Annotated in this window: 28 protein-coding genes; all 28 read left to right on the top strand. The window is 29.0% G+C overall.

Annotated features, from left to right (window positions below):
* The first annotated feature begins 5 nt into the window (after window positions 1-5).
* The 28 genes from CIW83_RS02860 (at window position 6) to CIW83_RS02990 (ending at window position 23,035) form a co-directional block, all read left to right on the top strand.
* Window positions 6-5,453, top strand: coding sequence for a hypothetical protein (locus CIW83_RS02860; RefSeq protein WP_094899259.1), 5,448 nt, complete (start codon window positions 6-8; stop codon window positions 5,451-5,453).
* 92 nt (window positions 5,454-5,545) lie between these two features.
* Complete coding sequence (locus tag CIW83_RS02865) at window positions 5,546-6,223, top strand: hypothetical protein (protein ID WP_094899261.1); 678 nt, start codon at window positions 5,546-5,548, stop codon at window positions 6,221-6,223.
* 170 nt (window positions 6,224-6,393) lie between these two features.
* The gene (locus CIW83_RS02870) at window positions 6,394-7,218 is read left to right on the top strand and encodes an AAA family ATPase (protein ID WP_158219994.1); all 825 of its coding nucleotides are present in this window, start codon (window positions 6,394-6,396) and stop codon (window positions 7,216-7,218) included.
* A gap of 16 nt (window positions 7,219-7,234) precedes the next feature.
* The gene (locus tag CIW83_RS02875) at window positions 7,235-8,641 is read left to right on the top strand and encodes an ATPase, T2SS/T4P/T4SS family (protein WP_094899265.1); all 1,407 of its coding nucleotides are present in this window, start codon (window positions 7,235-7,237) and stop codon (window positions 8,639-8,641) included.
* Complete coding sequence (locus CIW83_RS02880) at window positions 8,631-9,380, top strand: hypothetical protein (protein WP_094899267.1); 750 nt, start codon at window positions 8,631-8,633, stop codon at window positions 9,378-9,380. Before CIW83_RS02875 ends, CIW83_RS02880 begins: the two co-directional genes overlap by 11 nt.
* A 2-nt stretch (window positions 9,381-9,382) precedes the next feature.
* On the top strand, window positions 9,383-9,550 hold the full coding sequence (locus CIW83_RS22080; RefSeq protein ID WP_158219995.1) for a hypothetical protein: 168 nt from the start codon (window positions 9,383-9,385) through the stop codon (window positions 9,548-9,550).
* Window positions 9,551-9,561: 11 nt separating this feature from the next.
* A complete protein-coding gene (locus CIW83_RS02890) occupies window positions 9,562-10,515 on the top strand; it encodes a hypothetical protein (RefSeq protein WP_094899270.1) in 954 nt (317 codons plus the stop codon).
* 292 nt (window positions 10,516-10,807) lie between these two features.
* On the top strand, window positions 10,808-11,032 hold the full coding sequence (locus CIW83_RS02895) for a hypothetical protein (protein WP_094899272.1): 225 nt from the start codon (window positions 10,808-10,810) through the stop codon (window positions 11,030-11,032).
* A 14-nt stretch (window positions 11,033-11,046) separates the two neighbouring features.
* Window positions 11,047-11,256, top strand: a complete 210-nt coding sequence (locus CIW83_RS02900; RefSeq protein WP_094899274.1) for a hypothetical protein — start codon at window positions 11,047-11,049, stop codon at window positions 11,254-11,256.
* Window positions 11,257-11,331: 75 nt separating this feature from the next.
* A complete protein-coding gene (locus CIW83_RS02905) occupies window positions 11,332-11,835 on the top strand; it encodes a hypothetical protein (RefSeq protein WP_094899276.1) in 504 nt (167 codons plus the stop codon).
* A complete protein-coding gene (locus CIW83_RS02910; protein WP_094899278.1) occupies window positions 11,820-12,509 on the top strand; it encodes a hypothetical protein in 690 nt (229 codons plus the stop codon). Before CIW83_RS02905 ends, CIW83_RS02910 begins: the two co-directional genes overlap by 16 nt.
* Window positions 12,510-12,518: 9 nt before the next feature.
* Complete coding sequence (locus CIW83_RS02915; protein ID WP_094899280.1) at window positions 12,519-13,088, top strand: A24 family peptidase; 570 nt, start codon at window positions 12,519-12,521, stop codon at window positions 13,086-13,088.
* A 23-nt stretch (window positions 13,089-13,111) separates the two neighbouring features.
* A complete protein-coding gene (locus CIW83_RS02920) occupies window positions 13,112-14,542 on the top strand; it encodes a JAB domain-containing protein (RefSeq protein WP_094899282.1) in 1,431 nt (476 codons plus the stop codon).
* 14 nt (window positions 14,543-14,556) lie between these two features.
* Window positions 14,557-14,754 carry a hypothetical protein gene (locus CIW83_RS02925; protein WP_094899284.1) on the top strand — a complete coding sequence of 66 codons (198 nt, stop codon included), beginning with the start codon at window positions 14,557-14,559 and terminating at the stop codon, window positions 14,752-14,754.
* A gap of 85 nt (window positions 14,755-14,839) precedes the next feature.
* Window positions 14,840-15,310: a hypothetical protein gene (locus CIW83_RS02930; protein WP_094899286.1), complete on the top strand. Its 471-nt coding sequence runs from the start codon at window positions 14,840-14,842 to the stop codon at window positions 15,308-15,310.
* A gap of 128 nt (window positions 15,311-15,438) precedes the next feature.
* Complete coding sequence (gene mobC / locus CIW83_RS02935; protein WP_094899287.1) at window positions 15,439-15,762, top strand: plasmid mobilization relaxosome protein MobC; 324 nt, start codon at window positions 15,439-15,441, stop codon at window positions 15,760-15,762.
* 20 nt (window positions 15,763-15,782) lie between these two features.
* Complete coding sequence (locus tag CIW83_RS02940; RefSeq protein WP_158219996.1) at window positions 15,783-16,241, top strand: relaxase/mobilization nuclease domain-containing protein; 459 nt, start codon at window positions 15,783-15,785, stop codon at window positions 16,239-16,241.
* Window positions 16,242-16,257: 16 nt separating this feature from the next.
* On the top strand, window positions 16,258-17,361 hold the full coding sequence (locus tag CIW83_RS02945; RefSeq protein WP_094899291.1) for a relaxase/mobilization nuclease domain-containing protein: 1,104 nt from the start codon (window positions 16,258-16,260) through the stop codon (window positions 17,359-17,361).
* 9 nt (window positions 17,362-17,370) lie between these two features.
* Window positions 17,371-17,583 (top strand): hypothetical protein, encoded by a 213-nt coding sequence (locus CIW83_RS02950; RefSeq protein WP_094899293.1) that lies wholly within the window; start codon window positions 17,371-17,373, stop codon window positions 17,581-17,583.
* Window positions 17,584-17,677: 94 nt separating this feature from the next.
* Window positions 17,678-18,013 carry a hypothetical protein gene (locus CIW83_RS02955; RefSeq protein ID WP_094899294.1) on the top strand — a complete coding sequence of 112 codons (336 nt, stop codon included), beginning with the start codon at window positions 17,678-17,680 and terminating at the stop codon, window positions 18,011-18,013.
* 4 nt (window positions 18,014-18,017) lie between these two features.
* Entirely contained in the window at window positions 18,018-18,728 is a 711-nt protein-coding gene (locus tag CIW83_RS02960) for a DUF6710 family protein (RefSeq protein ID WP_201259644.1), read from the top strand.
* A gap of 146 nt (window positions 18,729-18,874) precedes the next feature.
* A complete protein-coding gene (locus CIW83_RS22590; RefSeq protein WP_201259645.1) occupies window positions 18,875-19,330 on the top strand; it encodes a hypothetical protein in 456 nt (151 codons plus the stop codon).
* Window positions 19,323-20,831 (top strand): VirD4-like conjugal transfer protein, CD1115 family, encoded by a 1,509-nt coding sequence (locus tag CIW83_RS02965; RefSeq protein WP_201259646.1) that lies wholly within the window; start codon window positions 19,323-19,325, stop codon window positions 20,829-20,831. Before CIW83_RS22590 ends, CIW83_RS02965 begins: the two co-directional genes overlap by 8 nt.
* A 17-nt stretch (window positions 20,832-20,848) precedes the next feature.
* Complete coding sequence (locus CIW83_RS02970) at window positions 20,849-21,217, top strand: hypothetical protein (protein WP_094899296.1); 369 nt, start codon at window positions 20,849-20,851, stop codon at window positions 21,215-21,217.
* 52 nt (window positions 21,218-21,269) lie between these two features.
* Complete coding sequence (locus CIW83_RS02975) at window positions 21,270-22,100, top strand: conjugal transfer protein TrbL family protein (protein ID WP_094899297.1); 831 nt, start codon at window positions 21,270-21,272, stop codon at window positions 22,098-22,100.
* Window positions 22,101-22,108: 8 nt separating this feature from the next.
* A complete protein-coding gene (locus CIW83_RS02980; RefSeq protein ID WP_094899299.1) occupies window positions 22,109-22,345 on the top strand; it encodes a mercury transporter in 237 nt (78 codons plus the stop codon).
* An 18-nt stretch (window positions 22,346-22,363) separates the two neighbouring features.
* The gene (locus tag CIW83_RS02985) at window positions 22,364-22,681 is read left to right on the top strand and encodes a hypothetical protein (RefSeq protein WP_201259647.1); all 318 of its coding nucleotides are present in this window, start codon (window positions 22,364-22,366) and stop codon (window positions 22,679-22,681) included.
* A 21-nt stretch (window positions 22,682-22,702) separates the two neighbouring features.
* On the top strand, window positions 22,703-23,035 hold the full coding sequence (locus CIW83_RS02990) for a single-stranded DNA-binding protein (protein ID WP_094899303.1): 333 nt from the start codon (window positions 22,703-22,705) through the stop codon (window positions 23,033-23,035).
* Window positions 23,036-23,108 lie beyond the last annotated feature (73 nt).

Consider the following 23,108-nt stretch of genomic DNA (forward strand, 5'->3'; position numbering starts at 1 on the left):
ATCCAGTGACTATTGAATATAGTTATAATAATGGAGCATGGCAAAGACTCTTGAATGTAGGCAATGATAATCCATTGCCTGAAATCACAAATACAACCTCATATAAGGCTTTTGAAGGTAGAATTAAAATTCCAACGACTGTAGCTGGAAATATACCTATAAAAATTAGGGCAAATGATAGTAAGGCAACATCAAGTGAAGTTAATTTATCTATTACAGTAAAATCTCCTGCAACATTAATAAATGAGGCAGCAGCAAAACTAACTCCACGAACAGATAAAGATACTTCATCTGATTCAAGGATATTAATCACTAATACCAATACTACATTTAATATAGGTGATATAAAAACACAAGCTATTACAGATAAATTACCTAAAATATCAGATGGATTATTTTATATAGGTAATAAAAATATACCTTTGACTAATACCTTTGGAAATGAAAATTACTCTACAAATAAGGACTTAACTAAGATTAGGGATTATGCACAAGGTAGACTCAACCAAGCAGTAGACTTTGGAGATAAGTACACCTATCCAAATGATATACCTAATCCATTCTCTATGAATATCCCTCAGAATATATCCTTTGGGATTATTTTTAGAGATTTAGAAAAGGATTATAGAAATAAGACTTATGAAGATAAAAGGACATACCTAACAACATCTAATAAAGAGCAGGAGAATGAACCTTTATGGAAAGAAGGTACTCTAGAGGTTAAATTTGTTCATCATCCTACTACGCTAGATAACCCAGTGATTAAGAAAACCACTACAAATGGAACTCATTCAACTGAGAAGTGGATTCCTATAACTTCTCCTGAAGAAGCGACAGAAATATTTGGACTTACTTCTACCTATAATGAAACTACTAAAACATGGAGTAAGGATAAGAGAGGTACATGGGATATTTATTTTAGAGCAAAGGATGATTTAGGTAGAGAAATCTTTGAAAAGGAAGGGACAGGAAGAGGTTCATTTACTATACACAATCCTCCCTATGCTTTAGTAGAAGAAATAGTTAATAATAGTACAACATTGACTTTATCAGCGAAAGATTCCTATGATTTAGACTATCAATTCTCAATGCCAAATGGTGGCATATATAAATATCAGTGGTACTATCAATTTAACAGCTCAGGAGTATGGGAGGCTTTTGATGATGCAGGAAGTACATGGTATAGTTTTAGTGCCGATGGTACTAATCCATTCTTTAGAAGACTTAATATAAATAAATCTCACTCATATTATCAACAAAGAATTTTATCAGGTGTAAATACTTTTGACTACGGATTACTTGTTACAGATTATGATGGGTCTACTGGATTTATTAATGGGAAACAACTTAATGAAACACCTCCTACACCAATAATAAATATATCAGGCTCGCCTATATATACTGGTAGATTAGGATCGGATGCATTGACTGTCAAGTTCGCAGGTATGCCTAAGACAAAAATATTTAATTATGCCTATTCTCTTAACTTTAGTTCTGTTAATAATAATTTTAATACAACTTCATTAACAGGTAATTCAACTACACAGCCTAATGATATAGTGTTTAATAGAAATACTCTTAAAAATAGTGGAGATATTACAAGATTAGCATTATTAAATTTAAATAATAACGCTACAGCTTCTACACATGATATTCAATTCAAGCAAGTTGAGATAGAAAATATGTGGTTAGCTGATGTAAGTTTGTTGGATAAGATAGAGGGAAGTTTTTCAAAATCAGAGTATAAAATAGATACAGTAAGAGAAAACGATGAATTTCTGCTAGTTGTAGAAACTAAAAACGATATAGATAGACATGCTATGAAAGCTTGGTACAATACAACTACTAATCCTCAGCCTAGACCAACAGATGGATATACTCATTTGCTTGATAGAGTTAAAGATGGGTTATGGGTTGTAAAGCTAAAAGCACCACAGGCAAAAGATGGATTATTGAAAGTACCTGTTTATATTGAGATTAGGAATAAAGATGATGATCTAATAACATATGATGCAAACGATACTCTAAGAAATGGAGTATTTAAGGAAATACCTGTACTATCCACTCCTATATCTGACTTAGGAGTTGAAACAAGATATTATAAAGATGGAGAAGCTATCAACGATAATAGAAAGGATATTTCAAGAACAATACCTAATTATACCTATGAAAATGAAAGAGTATTTTTTACATCATATAAAAAAGGTACTAAAGAGATTATAACTATACCTAAGAACGCAGGATTTTATAGACTAACGAATTGGTATATAAATAATCAGGTAAAAGGATCTATAACTTCAAATAATACTAATCCTCAAAGACATGAAACAGATCAAGGTTTTATGACTACTAGCAAATATTTATTAAAGCAAGAAACAATTGAGTATAAAACTGATAGCACAGAGAAGGGAGCTATATCCCATGAAGTGGCAGATAGGCTTGAAGTAATTCCTGTTACAATAATAGGAAAAGATATTAAAGCTACTATAGGAGATACAATATATATTAATGCAGAGGTCAATGGTCTTGTAAAACCTTCAGATGCAAAGGTCTATTCTCATATTAAATATAAAGATGAAGAAGAAATAACTATAGAATTAAAGCAATTAGATATGATTGAAAACATCTTTGTATCAGAACCTTTTGTTGTCCCAAACAAAGAGGGAATACACACAATAGACTATATTGTAGAAAGTAAAAGAAGTGGTGAAGAAGATGAAACAATGCATATTTTGGCTACAGATAAGGACAAGAAGTTCCAAATAGTACCTGTAATACTAGAGGTAAGTGATACTGAAGTTTATGCAACATATAAGGAAAAGTTAAAGGTAAAGGCTATTAACTTACCTGCTAATTGGTTTATAAAGGCTAATTTGATATTGGGAGAAGATAGCATAATAGACAATTTAGTTAGTAATCTTTATCCTAATAGTAATTTTAGTAAGATAGAGGATAACTACCATGAGCTTGATATGACAAGATATGCACCAATTATTAAAGATGCAGGAAATATAATAAATAGATATTCCTGGAATGTAGAATACAAAATAGTCACTGATAAAGGAGAAGAATTTGTTCCTAAATTAGTAGACACTGGTGGAAATGAAGTATTAAGCAGTAAGCTTACAATCATAACTCCAAGCATAGGTGAAATTGGTACAGTAGACGAAATAAAACCTCATGAATTACTAAATCTAAATGCCAAGACAATAGAGTATTCAAAAGGTGATGATAAATTTAGACTAGAGGCTATTGTATTTAAGGAAGCTGACAATGTGTTATATCCATTTTCTGATATGTCTGAAGGTGGTTTAGATGATTGGAGCGTTAGACTTAATAAAACTCATCCAGATGGAAGAGAAGTAATTTCTAATAAGGCAGGAGATTACACAGTAGTATATAAACTATTATCAAATAGCCCTTATGTTAAAGGTATGGCAAATGAGCTAATACACGAAAAAGAAAAACCAGTAAAAATATTAGGTTGGCTAAATAATCTAGAGATTCAAGAAGTATTGTCCTATGGATATGTGTATATTGATGGGAAGATGATTTCTATAGATGGTTTCACTCGTGCATTAATACCACATAAAGAATATAAGTATACAATTGAATCTTCCATAAATATTGATGAAGTAGCCTTTAAATTCTATGAAAATGCTACCAAGAAGGATATGAAATTCATAGAGCATGATGAAGAAAATAATGTATACCGATGGGAAGCAACTATACTTTCACCTGAAACACTTAATATATCTTCATTAAAAGGTGAATTGAAGAGTACCTCTAAAGAAGTAATAGGCAGAGCTGAATTTACTGGTAAAACTAAGGATAATAAGGATATATCAGAAGGTAATGACTATATGATAGAAACAGTAAGCTATGCAAATCAAGACATGAGGGTTATGATAGATATTGGAAATGTATCAGCTGCCAATAATCTAGAAAAGACAATTAATAAAGATACGTCAACTAAATATCCATATAATCATACTGTAAATGCAGTTGCGGCAGGTGACAATTTATACCTTAAAGGCTTAAACTTTAAGACAAATGTACCTTTACACGAGGTAGTAGTAGCTTATGGTGGCAGCAATATAACATTAACACCTGAACAGTTTGAAGTAAGGGAAACCGATATGATTGAATACGGTTATACAGAAACTTACTATAGCTATAAGATGAAAGATGAAGATGTTATTGAACTCTTTAAGCTAAGTGACAATGAGCCTGATGGAGATAAAGACATAAATATAACTGTTAAAACTATCAATGGGGCTTATCGAACTAAGCAATTACCTATTAGAGTTTATACACCAATATGGGTAGATCTACAAGATGGTGGAGTTTACTCTGTAAGAGGAAAGGATGAAGAGAAAGGAAATCCAGTTTCTATCAATGATGTAATACAAGCAGAGATAGATCCTGGTAATGATAACTTTGCAACAATAATAACAGATAATGATAATGAGTTTAAGGCTAGAACATCAATCTATACAAATAAGCTAACGATAGATTTTAGAGTTAAAATGGAAGTTCCGTATGTAAAGGTAGACGGTTCTACAGGATATAAATTTGAATCTAAGCCAGTTAGATTGAATATCAATAGAAATGGTTCTCATTCAATAACGAATGATAGTGGCCAAAACATAACTAGCTTGTTTGTTATAAATAATGTAAGTGTAAGAGAAACAGATACCTATATTGATTGGTATGCAAATATTAAGATAGCCGGCACAGATTTCTATGTTGATGAAACTATAGATACCATTAAATTTACTGGATATGATATTAACGGCAAAGTCTATAACTATACTGATAATAATCCTGACGGTACTCAAACGACTTACAAACATAAAGAAGGATTAGTATATATTGATGAGAACCCACAGATATTAACGGTTAAAGCCTTGGGAATATTCCTGGATGAATTCAATATGATATATACTGGTGATATAGGTTGGAAAGACACTTATTATAGCAGCGGTAATATTTTTAAATCTGTAAGGCATGGTTTAGATAAAATGCCAGTTAATAATATTAAATCAGGATATAATGTTTATTACATTATAAGATCCAAGGGATTAAATGCTGATGATAATATATTGACTGAAATATTTTATACTACTTTAGATGGGAAGCCTATTAAGGGATTAATTGCAAACCTACACTCAACAAGAAAATTTAGACCTTTGTCTGAAGCTGAAAAGGTAAAGTATAAATTAACAGATATAACCACTGGTAGCAATGAGATACTTTGGATATTAGATTATACATTACCTATTGAAGCTCCTACGGGAACCATAGTAGATTTTAAAATCAAAGGCTATAAGAAAGGATATAGTCCTAGTAGTGGTTTTGATTTTAATGCCAAATATAAAAAGACACCACTAAATGTAATAAGAACAAAAGGAAATATAAGAGAAGATATAGGAACTGGTAACAGTCATTGATTAGTTATTAGTTAGTAATAGGGCTAGAGAAAACTCTGGCCCTTTTATATTGTAAAAAGTTATTATTAAAATTAATATAATGGAGGTTTGACATGAGGAAAAAAATATTATATTATGCTATATTTTTTCTAATATTAGCATTATTTACATTTTATTATGAACAGTATAGGATACCTAAAGTAGTAGGAGATATTCAAGATATAAAAAAGGAAAATATACTTTGTGTTACAGAGCCAATACCTAGAAACACAATAGTAAATGATGAAATTTTAAGTAAGCATATTAAAGCTATACAAGTACCAACTGAATATGTTTTTAATAATCCAATCACTGCTGAAGAACTAATAGGGAAGAAAGCAGGATTTGATATACCTAATGGTACTTATCTTACTAAAGAATATTTCATAGAAGAGGAAGAAGGATATAAGGATGGAGAACAGTCATATTCATTTCCAATTAAATCATCTAATGCCATGATTGGAAAGGTGCAGCCTAATGATTATGTAACAGTTTGGGTTAGATATCCTAGCAGTAATTCAAAAGATGCACTTGATAAAAATGATAGTGAAGTGGTAATACCATATATAAAGTTGGAGGATCTAGTTGATGAAGCAGGAACTTCTATTACAAATGGAGCTACTACTATAGATCATGCTGTAGTTAAATCGAATCGTGACATAGTACAAGATATAGAAATAGCAAGAAAGTATGAATTGTTTTTTACTAAATACGGAGAGAATGAAGAGTATTTACCTGTAAAAACAATTTAATAGAGAAGAACATCTTTATACTAGCAAGCCATTTAAGAATTATATAAAAAAAGAAGAATATTTTAAGTCATTAGAGGAAGTTAAAGAAGATAATAGCTTAGATTCTGTAGAAACAAAGGAAGATGAAAATATACCTGAAACTACAGAAAATAACCAGGAGGTGTCTAAATGTGAGTAAAATAATATCAGTATGGAGTTATAAAGATGGATGGGGTTCTAGCACCATCCTTTCTTTATTGACAAAACTTATTTCTAGTGAAACTGACAGTAAAATACTTTGTATAGATATGCAAAGTAGATATAGCACTCTATCTAGTTATATAGGTGATGATATCAAAGAGGAAACAAATGTTGATGGCTTGCTATCCATAGGTGAGGTTAAGCCTATAGATGACAATATTCTAAAGCATTATATACAAAAATCTTCTATTAGAAATGTTAACCTGATTGCAGGAAGTAGAATATCTAAATCTAATTCCTTAGAAAGAATTGTTCCTAGTGATAAAAATATTTTAGATAATCTAGTTAATAAGTTTAAAGAAAAATATGATTTCATAATTATAGATTTACCTAGTGGAGTAGATAATCAAACTTCAAAATATTTCTTTGGAGTTTCCGATTTTATCATCTCAGTATTAAATCAAGACAGAATACACCTAACTAATCTCAGTGGAGATATTAATAATAATCGTATAAATAAAGAGAAATTAATTGGTGTATTAAACTATTATGATGATTCTTTGAGTCTGACAGATAGCTTTATCAAAAAGGAGTTGAGTATTAAAATGATAATTGCTTTGCCTTATCTTTCAAAAATTAAAGAGACAGCTAATGAAGATATTTTAATTGATATAAATGACAAAGATATATTAGATTATTTTAAGCCAATTCTCATGAAAATAATTGATAATTTTGATGATCTGCCAAAAGAAAGTAAAGATAAGGCTATAAAAAGTAAGTTTAATATATTTAAAAAGCTAAAAAATCAAATTTAAAAGGGAGGATAATGTAATGAATCTTATTGATTTTACTGAATATATAAGAAAAACTATATATGACAATGCAGAGAAAAATGAGGATATAGGCGATATAGAAAAGACATTTTTTATGGAAGCACCACAAGGAAATCCGAAAGCAAAGAAATATTTAATGGATAAAGTAAGAGTGTTAATATATGAAAGGAATATGGATTCTAAAGAAGTAAATGAATTACTTTATGAATACTACTCTAAGATTAGTCTGGAGATAAAGAACTTTGATGATTATTCATTAGACCAAAACATTGATATATTAACTCAAATAGTATATCAGGAAATATGGGGTATGGGTGTTATAGATACATTAACGGATAGTCCTTTAGATGAAATAGGAGTGACAAGAGATGATTATATTTGGATACAAGATGGTGGACTAAAAAATAGAGTAGATAATTTACGATTTAAGGATAAAGAGGATCTGTTAAATATAATAAATTCTAAGGCAAGTTCCTTTAATAAGATGCATGATATTAATACTCAAAAACCATATTATTTTGGAGAGAGGTGGGATGGCAGTAGAATTACTATAGCAATACCACCATTATCAAAACATCCTACATTAAATCAAAGAAAATTCATATTAAAAGAACTTACGGAAGAAGAAATAATAAAAAAATCAAGTGTAACTAAAGAGCTGATAGAATATTTTAGAAGAATTTATAAAGGTAGACCTAATATTCTTGTAATAGGTGAACAGGGATCAGGGAAATCTACAATGTTAAAGTTTTTATGCAGATATATAGACGATAATTTAGGGATAGGGACTATTGAGAGAAGATTTGAATTAAACTTGGACGATCAGTACCTTAATAAGAATATTATATCATTACAAGAAACAGAGGATTTAGATGTTGAATTCCTATTTCAGCTTATGCTGAAGCAAAACAGAGATATAATTATACATGGAGAAATAGTAACACCTAAAGATGCTTCAGTAGCTATAAAAGCAATGATAAGACAAGCAAAGGGTTCTTCAGGAACATTTCACTCATCAAGCCCGAAGAATGCTGTTTTAGATATAAGGAATCTATTGATGCAATTAGGTAGTTATTTTAATGAAAATATAGCCTTACAAGACGTTATCAGGGCAGTAGATATTATAATACAAACAAGGACAAATAGGAAAACAGGTGAGAGATGGATCGAAAGAATATCAGAAATAGTTGAGGACAGAGATGAAGAAAGAGATAAAGTAGGTTTTGAAGAAAACGTAGTATTTAAGTTTAATAAAGTAACTAGGAAACTAGAACCAACAGGAAATAAACATAGTGATATTCTTATAGAAAGCTTACTAGACTATGAGGCAACAGAAGAAGATATTGCCGTTATAAACAAAATATTAACTGGCAATAAAAAGGAAGGTGATAGCATTGCTAGATAAGATATTTTCATTTTTACCAATTATCTTTACAATAATTGGCTGGCTGCTATTTCTTTTTTCATTAAAGACCTTAATAAAAAGAAAAAGAATAAATAAGAGAAGATCTATTTATGATTGTATTTTGAAAAAAATAGATAAAAATACTACATTGAAAGAGATTAAAGATAATATATCTTATAAGATCTCAGTAATAAATAGTGATTCTGAAGATAAAAATGACATTAGAGCTGTTAAACTTATTTTAACTCATATATTACTGTCCTTGGGAATCGCTTTGTATATGGCGACTGTTACTGATGTATGGTATATTATAATACTCACTTTTTGTTTTACTATTGGAGTACCATTGTTTGCATTTAGCTTATATTTTGAATATAAAATTAGAAAAAGGTCAATGCAATTACCTTTAGCTACAGAAGAATTGAGTTTAGGTTTTGGCAATACTAATACCTTAGTAGGAGGAATAAGAGAGGGTCTTCCTCATATGAAGAAAGAAATAAAAAGAGAATTAGAAAGGTTTAGTTATTCATTAGAACAGGATAAACCAGAAAACAGTACTAATAAATTTATAGGAAGGACACCCGATAGATGGATAAAAATATTGGGTGTTATTTTTTTATCCTATATAAAAAAGGTGGGGATTTATCTTCTTCACTGGATTACTTTAGTGATAATATATCCTATAGTATTTTATATAGGGAAAAAACTAAAAATAGAATGTTTTTGCCTAAAGTTATAGTATTGTTTATATATATATTGATTCCAGTTTCTATGTATTTTAATACTAAAATGTTTCCAGTAGCAAAGGTAATTTATTTTACAGATATTGAAGCTATGAAGCTCATATTCTTCTCAATAGCAAGTAATACAGTAGCATTGATTGCTATATTTCTATTGCAGAGAACATAGGAGGAAAATATATGGATAAGATATATTACTTATTTATTTTAATCAGTATAATACTACTTTTATATTTCATAAAATCATCAAAGCGTAGAGTAGCTACAGTTTTTAAGTTATATTACTCAAAATTTATGAATTATATTATAGGCTTAATAAGAAAGTGTGTAGGGAATAAAAAGATCAATATACTAGAGAAAAAGATAACTGAGAAGTTTTTTCTATCAAGAGTTAAATCAAAAAATCCTCTTCATACTTACATTACTTTAAAAATATTAATACCTATAATAACTTTTGTAACAGTATTCATGATCTCTAATACCAATTTGAATATTTACAGAAATTCTATACTGAAAGATTATAATTTTGGGAGCACACAACTAGAGAAGAAGTCTCTAATGGGACTTACTGAAAAACAGTTTTTAAGCCTTCAAGAAAATGAGAAAAAGATAGTTGAATTTGTTTTAAATGAAATAGATCACTCAGAATTTAATCAATTAGAAGAGGAACGGAAAATTAATTATATAATATCTATACTTAGAGGCAGTTATCAATTTAGTGATGCAGATTATTATAGTTATGCAAAAAGAATTCTAGCTAAATATGATGTGTTAAATAGCATTAAGTTAGATAGAGCAGGATGGGCTAAGATAGTTTTAGCCTCTTTTTTATCTATATGGTTAATTGACGTTATTTTATATGGATTAAGCAAATGGAAGAAGCCAGAGTTAGAGGATGAAATAGAACAGCTTGAATTAACTACAGTTTTAGTTGGAGGTACACGAAATATAAGCGTATACGATATATTATTGAGTTTAGAATCAACCTCTAAAATATTCAAGCCATATTTAAAAATGGCAAAAAATGATTACGCAATAAATAATGAAAAATCCTTAGAAGGTTTAAGAAAAGTACCTTATAAGGATTTTTTAATAATTGCTAAAACATTACAGCAAGCACAAAACTCAAGTTAGATAAGGCAATTGAAAATTTAAAAAAACACCTTGAAAGAAAAAAGAAAAAAAGAGAAATAGAGCAGGATAATATTTTAAGCAAAAAAGATATATTAATGATTTTATTTATGGCAATATCTGTAGGCACTTTACTACTAATGTGGTTCTATCCTCTAGCTACAATATTTAAATCATTTAATTAATTATAAGCATTTTAAGGGGGTGGTATTATGTGAAAGATTGTCACAGTTAAATAATGTAAAAAAGCAAAGAGTAGCAATGTTACAAAATATAATTAATTAGGAGGAAGATTATGTTTAAGAAAGTAAGAAAATATTTAAAAAATGAAAAGGGATTTACTGAAATTGTTGTAGTATTAATATTAGTAGTAATAGCTAGTTATCTGTCATTTACTTATTTTGTAGGTAACGGTGATGGTGATGATCAGGCTGTAATGCCAGTAATAAAAGGTACTGCAATAGAGGCTACAAGTAGTTTAAGTATCCTAAATGATAAAATTAAGGAAGGATTGAAATAGTTAAGAGGTGAGATATGTATAAGAGATGTTTTGCTAAATATGTTAATAACGAAAGGGGATTTAACGAACTTATTGTGGGGCTTGTGCTTGTTATATTAGCTGCGTTTATTCTGTCTTTCTTATTAAGTAATGAATCAGATAAGAAAGGGTTAATTGAATCATCTCAAGATACAACAGAAAGTATAATTGAAGTAATTAAGGATATTAATAGTACAAATAATTAGAGATAATTAGAGAGGAACTGTGTTTCCTCTCTTAAATTTTCTAGTATTTGATTAAGGATTAAGGAGGGATATCTATTGCATAAATATATATTTAATGAAAAAGGATTTGGTCAAATACTTACGTTTCTAGTACTAATTTCTCCTATAGTTATGATTCTATCTTTGATTACTGTGTTAGGAGAATATTGGTTTAGAGATTCTGCCTTAGATAATGCTAATAAACAATTTGTTGCCTCTATATGTAAGAAAGGCAGCGCAAATATAGATATTACTATAGACAGCTATATAGATGACTTAAACAGTATATTAGGTAGTGATAATTATAATATAAAGATGCAAGGAAAGATTAATAATAAAGACTTTGAGGAAACAAATCTTAACTTTTTAATTGGGAAAGACCTAGGGAGAAATAACTCTAGACAAGATACTATAGGAGTATATGTAGAAAGTAAAGAACCTGCTTTGATAAGTAATGTAGTAAAAGTACCTTTAGGATGGTTTACCTATAAAAAAGGAGATCCAGATATAAGATATATTAGTATTTATAAAGGGGAGATAGAGCCTTGGTTAGACGAATAAAAGAGGTTTTATTTAATGAAAAGGGTGGTGCAAATATAATATTAATTTTCTTGTTCTTTATAATATGTGGAGCTTATTTCATATATAATATCTTTTCCGTAGGACTTGTAAGATATACAAGAAACAAAATACAAAATACTGTAGATCTTGCAACTTCTAGAACTGCACACGAGATATTAATTGAAGGAAACGATGAAGATGAAACTATAAAAATACTCCAGGAGTTAGGTGAAGGTAGAATAATTGCTGAAGGTACTAAGACTAATCCCTATGTGAAGATAGATAGAACATTAGCTATGGATATACTTAAAAGGCAGATATCTAATAATTTATCGGATAATGCTAAGATTTTATTTTGTAGTCCTGTTTTATATGATATGGATACCAAGAAAATAACAATATTTTTAGAAAATCCAGACTTAGAAATATCTGAAGATAATGCTTACACATTTAATTCAACAGATCATAGTCATATAAGTAATGCAAAAAATAAAATAGAGAGCTTTCTTAAAAGTATTGATGTTGATTCTCCTATAAAATATAACTTAAATATTGATTTTTCTACAATTAATAAATCAACATATCTTGTGGTTATAAAAATTGATTCTATATTGCTTAGCAGGCCAATGATAGTAGCATCATTTGGTGGTAGCCAAGTTTATAGAAAATACTAGGTGATAAATATGAAAAATATATTAATTGTTTTGTCATTGATTTTAGTAATTTACGAAATAGAAAGGAGTATAAAATTAAAGGATTTAAATATAAAGTTTTTAGTGCCAAGAATACTAATAATTTTATATTTTTCTTTATATTATGGAGTTAGAAGCTTTGGAGAGAATTTTTCGATAATGATGTTGTCAATTCCTATATACATATATATAGCATTTACAGATTTGAAATATGAATTGATATTAGATCATCATGTATTGATGATAACTATATTAAACTTATTATATTCTCTTTTCAATAACCAACTTAAAAAAGGAATTATAGGATGCTTAACAGCATTTTTTTTATTCCTCTTTTTTGCTGTAATTTCTAAAGGCGGCGTAGGTGGAGGGGACATTAAATTGTTAAGTGCTATAGGTATTGGAATAAGATATCCTGGTGTTATTCTGACAATATTATTATCATCCTTAATGTTTTCAATTGTAGGATTATTCTTATTGTTATTTAAAAGAGTAAAAGGTTTACCATTTGGTCCATTTATAACAATATCTATGTTAGTATATTGTTTCTTTATAATTTAAAAAACGAAGGAGTGATATAAGAAATGGAAGAGAAACTGATAAAAGCTTTATCATCCTTAACAGGCATTAGAGAATCTAAATTAAAGGAGTTAGAAGCAAATGCTTTATATGATATAATAGATAAACCTAATATAATAGAACCTACAGATAATCAATTACAAAAATTGTATTTACTAAATGAATTAGTAATAAATTTTAGAATAACTAAGGATTTTAAACATAGAAAACAAATTAATTTTAATAGTTCATATGAAGCTGGAAGATATTTTAAACATTTAATTGGAAATAAGAAGGATAAAGAGATTTTTCTATTGGCCATGTTTGATAAGAATAATAATCTTATCAAAATTAAAAAGATAAGTGAAGGTACTATAAACTCTGCCCCAATTTATCCTAGGGATATAGTTAAAGAAGTATTATCTGCTAAATGCAAGTCAGTAATTTTTTGTCATAACCATCCATCTGGTATTGCTACTCCTTCTGATGAAGATATCAGTATGACTAATAAATATGTTAATATTTTGGAGCCTTTAAAAATCAAAGTTAAAGATCATATAATTGTTGGAAATAACATTTTTAGTTTTTTAGAGAATAATTTACTAAAATATAATGAAATAAGAAAAGGAAGAGTAGCTGAGAAAGATATTAATGATTATGTATCTAAGACTTATTACGAAGCACATTTAAATAAATATTTAAACGCTCTATCAGGATTAACGGGAATTAGAAAAGAAAAGCTAAATACTTTTATAGAGGGTGAAAAAGGTAAAATTGACAATCCATTTTGGCATCATAAAGCTTTGGAAATATTAGAAAATCCTTCATTAATAGCATCTAAACTTGGACTTAGTAATTCTGAGAGAAGAAATTTAGAGAATTTAAATGGGATATTTAGTAGCTTAAAGAGTTATATTAAAAAAGATATAGCTCCCGTACATGAACCTGGTCATATAAATACGTATATAAGGACCTATTTAGATGAGAAGGAGTTGGATGCAAATAATCTCTATATAATGTTATTTAATAATAAGAATAGAGTAATGGGCTTTGAAAAACTATCGTGTTATGAAGGAAATGATTTAATATTTAATCCTAAAGACATATTACAAAAATCTATTAACTATGAAGCAAGTAGTATTTCTATAATAATGACTTCTAAAAAGGCCGAGGTTAACTATAAAAATAAAAACATTGATGAGCTAATAGAGATTTCTAAAAATGCAGTAAATATGTTATTGCCAATACAAATAAAAGTAATAGATTCTATATACATTAATGAAGATAAATATATTTCAATGGTAGAGAAAGGACTTCATCCGTATACAAATGTTGGACAACCTGAATACAAAAGAACTAAGATATTTGAATATGGTATTGAAAAAGCCATAATTGAAGAAAATGAGTTATATAAAGATGAATTTGAAGATGAAGAAGAATGGGAGTTTGATTTTTAGAAAGGGGAATGAGTATGGACTTAAATGAAAATATTATAATTGAACTTGTAGGAGCAAATGAGACTGATAAAGAAACATTAATAGATTACTTTGAAAAAAAGGGGATTGAAGATTTATTTGTGGAGTATGATGTGCTAGATATTAGTGAAATAACTAAAATGCAAATATCTAATATATTGACTATATTAGAAAGTAACTCAGGAGAAAAATAAAATAAATATTTTGATGAAAGTAGCGATAGTCGTTGATTATAGCTACTTTTTTATTTTTAAAAATTACAATATGAGGAGTGGTACAATGAAAAAGACTTATGCAGAGATTGTAAATGAAAGAAGAGACTTAGAAAGACAGGAGTTTGAAAACCTTGTAAAAGAATTTGCCATGAGAGGATATTATCTTCAAGATTTAAGAGAAGAGAACTGCCCTAATAGATATAGATTTACAAACATATCAATAGAAGATAAAAATATAGAAATCACCCAAAATCACATTAATACCTTTGGAGTATTAGATAATATATTAAAATTTTTAAAGACTAGAAGAACTGGAGAATATGAGGTGGAATTTATTAAGTTAATTCTTGATAAAGTCTCAGATAAAGAATATTCTTATTTAATGACAGAAATGGAATCTAGATTTAATATTCCTCTGCTAAATGATTTAGGATGGAATGAAAAAAATAGAGATGTTGTTAATTTATATCAAGCAATAGCAAATCAAAGAAGTCTTGCAGAAGAAAATGAAGAAGGATGGGAATTAGAGCAATGATAAAAGTAGCAATAGAAATATATCTATAGCTACTTTTCTTAATTTTATTTTGGGAAAAAGAAACTCCAAGCAGAAATAAAAGTCAATTTCTGACTTGTGTTTTCATTTTCTAATGTGGAGGTGAGAAATTGGAGCATAGAACAGAAAGGATTACTTTTAGAGTAAGTCCAGTAGAGTTAAGGGTTATTGAAGAAAAAGCAGAGAAGGCAAACTTGAAAGTAAGTGAACTTGTTAGACGAGCAACTTTAGATAAGGAGATAGTTGTAATAGAAGAACTTAAAGACTTTACCAAAGAAGTAAGGGGAATAGGGAGAAATATAAATCAGTTAACCATATTAGCACATCAAGGAAAAATTATATATCCAAATATATATGAGATAGAAGGGAAGATTGATGATATATGGCAATTGTTAAATTTATTAATAGCAAAGACAAAAGCAAAAAAGAACTGAGCTATGGGATAGATTATATTATGAATAGAACTAAAGATATCGAGAGTGAGAATATACAAAGTTTATTTGAGGAGGCACTTATTTTATCAGGACTAGTAACTGGTATTAATTGTTGTCCTGATTCTGCTTTTAATGAAATGATGGTAATAAAGAATATGTATAATAAAATAGGTGGTAGAGAATTTATCCATTTCATTCATTCATTTCATCCTAAAGAAAATATTACTTCAGAGCTTGCCCATGAAATATCTCTAAAGTTATTAGAGTATAAGAAATTTAAAGATTTTCAAATTCTAGCAATAACTCATACAGATAAACAACACATTCATACTCATTTTATACTAAATACAGTTAATATTGAGGATGGTAGAAAGTGGAATCTATCAATAAATGAATTAATTAGGTTGAAACAATACTCTAATTATTTATGTGAATTATATAATTTAAAATATAGCCATGTAATACCTAAAAAGCAATAGGAGTTGGTATAGAAATATGGCTTCTTTTATAGATACAGAAAAAATCAAAAATCTAAATAGAAAGAAAGGACAAACTAAGGCAAGCTTAAAGGCTGTGAATACTTATATATCAAGAGAAGATAAAGTAGGGCAAAGTGAAGAAGTTATAATAGAAGAATTAATAAAGTTAGGTAATGATAAAGTATTTAATTATGTAACTCAAGACGAGAAGACAAATACAAAACTGATAACAGGAGTTAACTGCAGACCTTCATCAGCTTATGATGAAATGATGGTAATAAAAAACATGTATAATAAAACTGATGGAAGGCAATTTAAACACTTTGTTCATTCATTTCATTCTAAAGAGAATATTACTCCAGAATTAGCTCATGAAATATCCTTAAAATTATTAGAACATCAGAAATTTAGAGATTTTCAGATATTAGTAGCCACACATGTTGATAAAGAGCATATTCATACTCATTATGTAATAAATACTGTAAATATTGAAACTGGATTAAAATGGCAGCATTCAACCAAAGATTTATTTGACATAACAGATTTTTCTAACAAACTTTGCTATGAATATGGACTAAAATACTCTTTTGTTAGAGCAGGTAAAAATAAAACTAAAAGTAAATCTTCAGGAGAATACAGGGCAGACAAGGAGAAGAGAAGTTGGAAAACAGAATTATTTTATGCAGTAAAAGAGTGCTCTAAGACATCTATCAGTAAAGAGGATTTTATAAGACAAATGAATGAATTAGGCTATTTAGTGAGATGGGAAGATAATAGAAAAAATATAACCTTTACAATACCAGGAGGAAGAAAGTGTAATAATGATAAACTGCATCCCCCAGAAAAATATACTAAGGAGGCCTTATTGAAAAGATTTCAGCTAAATAAACAGTGGGCAGAAAGGACGAAAGAATTCCAAGAGAAAAAAGTAGAATTTGAATCTAATAAAATAATTCAAGCCAGAAATCATCTTATAATGGAAACAATCAAATTTTTAACTGATAATCCTCATGAAGGAAATAAGAGTTATCCTTTAACTTATCTTGAAGGACAGGCATTGAAAGAAAAGATGATAGAAAAGTCCAAAGGTGAAGGATTAGATTGGGAAAAAGAAAGGTAGGAGAGTTATATGAAATTAAAAAAATTTATAAAAGAATATAAATATGAGATTGTACAGATTATTTTGCTTATATTTTCAGGAGTTATGTTTATGATAAGTCTTCTAGGAATAGCCAAAGAATATGAATCAAATAAGGAAAATCAAAACATGAAACTAGAGGAAATAAGTAATCAATTAGATAGAATTGAAACTCAATTAGAAGAATTCGTAAAAGTAAAATAAAATATGAAGTTAAATTCATAAAGACATAAGATAATGTCTTTTTTATTTTTTCATTGCGTATAGCAGAGAATTTAAATATAATTGAGGTGAGATGATGGAAAGAAAACTTAGCGAGATATTAAGCCCTTATGACGATTGGTCGAATACTAAAGGTGAGCAAAAAAATATAGAAGCTAAAGAAGCTCTATATCTTTTTTACAATGAATTTTCAAAACTCAAGCCTTCCAATAAATATAAAAAGAGAGATATTTGGCATATGTTATATATTACGCATTTATATAGAATTAAAAAGGCATTTGATGAAGAAAAATATATGAGAGTATGCAATGAAATAAGAAGTTTAATACATTATGAATCTTTCCTTCAAGGGAGAATTTATTATAATTTAATTCACTTATTGGAAGAATTCCTTAATGTTAAAGCGAGGTAATAATATGTTTAAAAGAGCTTTTAGAAATTATTTTAAATCAAATAAATGTCAAAAAGAAGATTTAGAAAAATATAGGAAACCATGCCCATCATTTGAGTTTAGAAATGCTATGGATTTTGCAAGGCAAACTCTAGAATATGAAGAAACTAATTATGATAAGATCCTTATTTTAGATTATATGATTAATGTAATTAAACTTGATCTTCAGTATGATTTGTTGACTACTATTTTATATAGTGAGGAATATTTTTCGAAACAAGTAGGGCTTGCCTTTCCAATATATTATTATGATGAACAAGGGAATCAATTTGAAACATATCCTGATGATGGGGAAAGGAGAAAAGTTGATTTGTCAAAAGATTGTGTATTAGTACTATCATGGAATAGAAATAGATTAAGAAATAGTATTAAGAATATTTATAAAAACAAATTTGAATACCATAGTTCAAATCATTTAGCATATTATTTTACTCGAATTGATGTGTGTTATGCATATAATGGTACACATTCGATATCTTCAGGTGTTGGTCATAAAAAGGGATTTATTGAAGCAGTTGAATGTGATGTAAGTAAGCTCTTTGATCATGTATATTCAGATGGAATAAGCTGGTATAACATCCATAATAATAGTGAATTAACAATTATATCTGACTTTAGAATAGCAATTCTATATGAATTAGCAAAAATTAAATATAATCTTGAAAATAGCAACTAAGTTGCTTTTTTTATTGCTTATTTTAGCCATATATTAGGTGTCATATGGCTTATATCGTTGCTTAAATCTCACTATAGAAGGTCATTTTAAGGGGGTGATTGAATAATAAAGTTGATTTATTCGGAAATGAGGGGAGGTGACAGAAAATGGAGAAATCAACTAAAGGTAAAATATTAATTGCTAGTTTTGAAGTAATTATAGGTACAATAATTAATATTTACTTCTCAACATATTTACACAATCTATTATCAAATACCAAGGTTCCATCAATACCTAAGTTTTCTCAATCAATAGTAAGTATTGTATCTATTAAGCAAAACTTACTATTATTTTTATGCTTTGAAATATTTGTTCTGTTAATTGCTGCCTATATAATTACTACAAAAGATAAGGCTTATCAATCTGATTTAATGAAAATTACTCCAAATATTTTTACACCAGTAGCAGCAGGACAAAAACAATTTGGATCAGCAAGATGGATGAAAAAGGAAGAGAAAGACAAGGCATTTCCAATATGTAAATTAGATAAATCTGATAAGTCAATTGAATATTTAATAAAGGTTGGTGATTCCGATATGAATCAGGAAGAAGGAGTTGATTAATATATTTGCTAAAGATTTTGCTATAGAAGAAACAATTAGTAAGCCATACTTTAAGGAAGGTGGAATAGTAGTAGGGTTAGAGAAAAGTAATAAAATTGAAAAGCTATATACAATTACTGATGATGTTCATGCACTCTGTATAGGATCTACTCGTTCAGGAAAAAGTAGAACAGTGGTATTACAGTCAATCTGCACATTGGGACTAGCAGGTGAGAATATGGTTCTTTCTGATCCTAAAGGAGAACTATATCAATATACTTATCCTTTCTTAGAAAGACTAGGATATGAGGTCATAGCAGTAGATTTTAGAAATCCTTTAAAGTCAAATCAATATAACTTTCTTCAGCAAGTAATAAATGCAGTTGATAACAATGATATACCTGGTGCAATAGAAGCTACATGGGACATAACTTCTTCATTAGTAGGAGAGGCAAAGGGAGAAAGAATTTGGACTGATGGTGAAGCTAGTACAATAGCAGCAGCCATCATGTCTGTAGTATTTGATAATAGAGATGAATATAACAGGCAATACCAAAACATGACTAACGTTTATTTCTTTATATCTCAAATGTGTAAAACTGTAGGTAAATCAATGCCTATTGTAGAATACATGAAAGCACTTGATGATAATCATCCTGCAAAGGGACTTATAGCGATTTCAGAGATAGCTCCATCTAAAACAAGAGGGAGCTTTTTTACTGCCGCTTTAACCACATTACGGTTATTTACTAATCCTTTAATTAATGCAATGACGTCTAAATCAGATTTCAATCTTACAGACTTAGGAAGTAAGAAAATGGCAGTATTTATTATTCTTCCAGATGAGAAAACAACTTACTATTCTTTAGCATCATTATTGACATCACAAATATATGAACAGCTTGTAAAATCGGCAGATGCTAGGGGCGGTAGATTGCAGAGAAGAGTAAACTACTTGTTGGATGAGTTTGGGAACTTCACGAAGATACCAGACTTTGCAAATAAGTTGACAGTAGGAGGCGGAAGGGGAATACGATTTAACTTATTTTTACAGTCATTTGCTCAACTTGAAGATAAATACGGAAAGGAGGTATCTAGAACCATAAGAGGTAATTGTCAAACTTGGATATATCTTCAAGCTGAAGACCAAGAAACTCTTGAAGAAATATCTAAAAAATTAGGAAATTACACAGTGTCAACATATTCCCTATCAGCTAATTCTAATCCAACGAGTACATCATCATCGCAAAGTGTTAATTTAACAGGAAGATCATTATTAACACCTGATGAAGTTAGAATGATTTGTAGACCTTACAGTTTAATTATTTCAAGAGATAACCCAGCTATAATGTATTGTCCTGATATATCAGAGATGAGTTTTAATAAGATGCTGGGCCTTGGTGATAAAGAACACAATAGAATTTTAAGAGAGAGAAGAGAGGCTAGAAGAAAGGTTAGGAAGATAGATATAAACGGAGATATGAATTTATGGGGAATATGGGAGTATTATCAAGAAGATTAATTGAGGAGGAGCTTTAAATGAAAAAATCTAATATTTTAAAAACAGTCTTAGTTGGGATAGTTTGCTTTACAGTTTTATTTATAACACAAAATTCTATAGCTTTTGCAGGAGCAGGAGGAATCCCTGCTGGCGGTGGTGATTTAGCAAACAGTTCATTAGCAGTAGGTTTCAAAAAGTTATTAGAAGATGCAGGTAAATACTTGATAATAATAGCAATACCAGCAGGTACAGCCGTGGTGGCATATTGTTTTATTAGAAAGGGAGCAGCAGATGAAATGGATCATAAAAAATGGTCTAATAGAATTACTATAGCAATAATTTCAACTATAGGAGCGGTTGTAGCAGGAGTTATTATAACTGTATTTGGATCTTACTTTGGTGCTTAGTAATGGGGCTAGATTATTAATTTAGCCTCATTATATTTTAGGAGGTTTTTAGATGGGAAAAATAATAATGCTCTTAATACAGGAGTTTCTAGAAGGATTATTTGATAATATAAGTAACACTTTGCTAACAAACTTAGCTGAAATATCTTTTTATCCTGAAAATACTCTCTCTAGTGTAGGATTTTCTGGCTTTAATTCTTTGTTTGATGTATTCTTAAGTGCTGGAATATCTCTAATTATAATAAAGTTTTTGAAAAAAGGATTTGAGATATATGTACTTTGGACTGATGGAGATGCAGATGCTGACCCCTTGTTACTACTTACAAATTTTGCTAGGGCTATAGTGGTAGCTTTAACATTTCCAATTATGTATGGATGGTTAGTAGAGGTAATAACTGATCTTATGAATAAAGCTATAGGGGCATTAGGGTTAGATGCAAATCCTAATGTTTCTTCTATCTTGACAAATTTAGCATCTGGGGGAATTTTTATAGGAATAGCACTCCTGGTATTCTTTATTATATATCTCTTATTGCTGATCCAATTTTATAAGAGAGGGTTTGAAATACTGATATTAAGAATAGGTATGCCAATGGCATGTGTAGGTTTAATGGATGCAGATAAAGGAGTTTTTAAGTCCTATATTCAAAAGTTCTTTCAATCTTCAATTACAGTTTTGGTTCAAGTTGTATTGGCAAAGTTAGGACTAGTTTTGATGATTGGAGGACATTATATCTGGGGATTTGCAGCATCCTATTTCGCTATAAAGACACCTAAGTTTCTACAAGAATTCCTGATAATGTCTAGTAGTGGAGGAAGCATGATGAATACAGTTTATTCTGGTGCTAGATTAGTAGAAATGGGCAGAAGATTTGCAAAGTAGGTGAATAAATGAATATATTAGAGCTTTTACCTAAGGTATTTATAGGAATAATTAGAGCTGGTGCTTTAACGAGAATTATATATTGTTTTGTAAAAGCAATATATGATCAGGATGAAATAGAAGTGTATAAAAAAAGAGGTAAAAATGCATTGATTTTCTATATCCTAGCTGAGGGTATATGGCAAATAAAAGATATATTATTCTTTTATTTTAGAAGCAGAGGAGGCGGAGGAAGAGATTTTTAAAGAAAGGGGATTATAGACATGGAAGAAAATGAAATGCTTTATATACCTATTGGATTAAAAGAAAACAACGAAATCTGGGATGGATTTGGAAAAAAAGAGTTAATAAAATCCTTAATTACTTTAACAATACTATTAACAATAAATTTGCTAATATTTCTAATTAAAAGGAGTGTTGTATTTGCTTCTGTATTTACTCTAGTATCCATTGGGGGTACGGGGTTAATTTTCACAAAAGATACTACAAATCTTTCTGTAGTAGATCAAGTTATAAATATGATTAGATTTGCAAAATCTCAGAAGAAATATAAATATGCTTATCTTGATGAATTTGATTAAAGTTTGAGGAGGGTTTGATAAATGAATAAAATCATTTTATTAGGAAGATTAACTAAAGATGTAGAATTAAAATATAGCACTACTGAAGAACCAGTAGCTAGAGCGAGGTATACTTTGGCAGTAAACAGACCGTACAAGAGGGAAGGAGAACAGGAAGCAGATTTTATAAATATTGTTGCGTTTGGAAAACTAGCTGAGTTTGCTAACAAATACTTTAAGAAAGGTCAGCAAGTTTGTATAGTTGGAAGATTACAGATCAGTCAATTTGATGATGATAATAACAAAAGACAATATTACACAGAAGTCATAGCTGAAGAACAACATTTTGCAGATAGTAAAAAAGAAATAGATTAAATTATATAAGAGCAGTTATAGATTAGGAAATTAACTTATTCTATAACTGCTTTTTTTAAAAAATAAAGTAAAA

The sequence above is a fragment of the Tissierella sp. P1 genome, from assembly GCF_002266425.1.
GTDB classification, from domain to species: domain Bacteria; phylum Bacillota; class Clostridia; order Tissierellales; family Tissierellaceae; genus Tissierella; species Tissierella carlieri.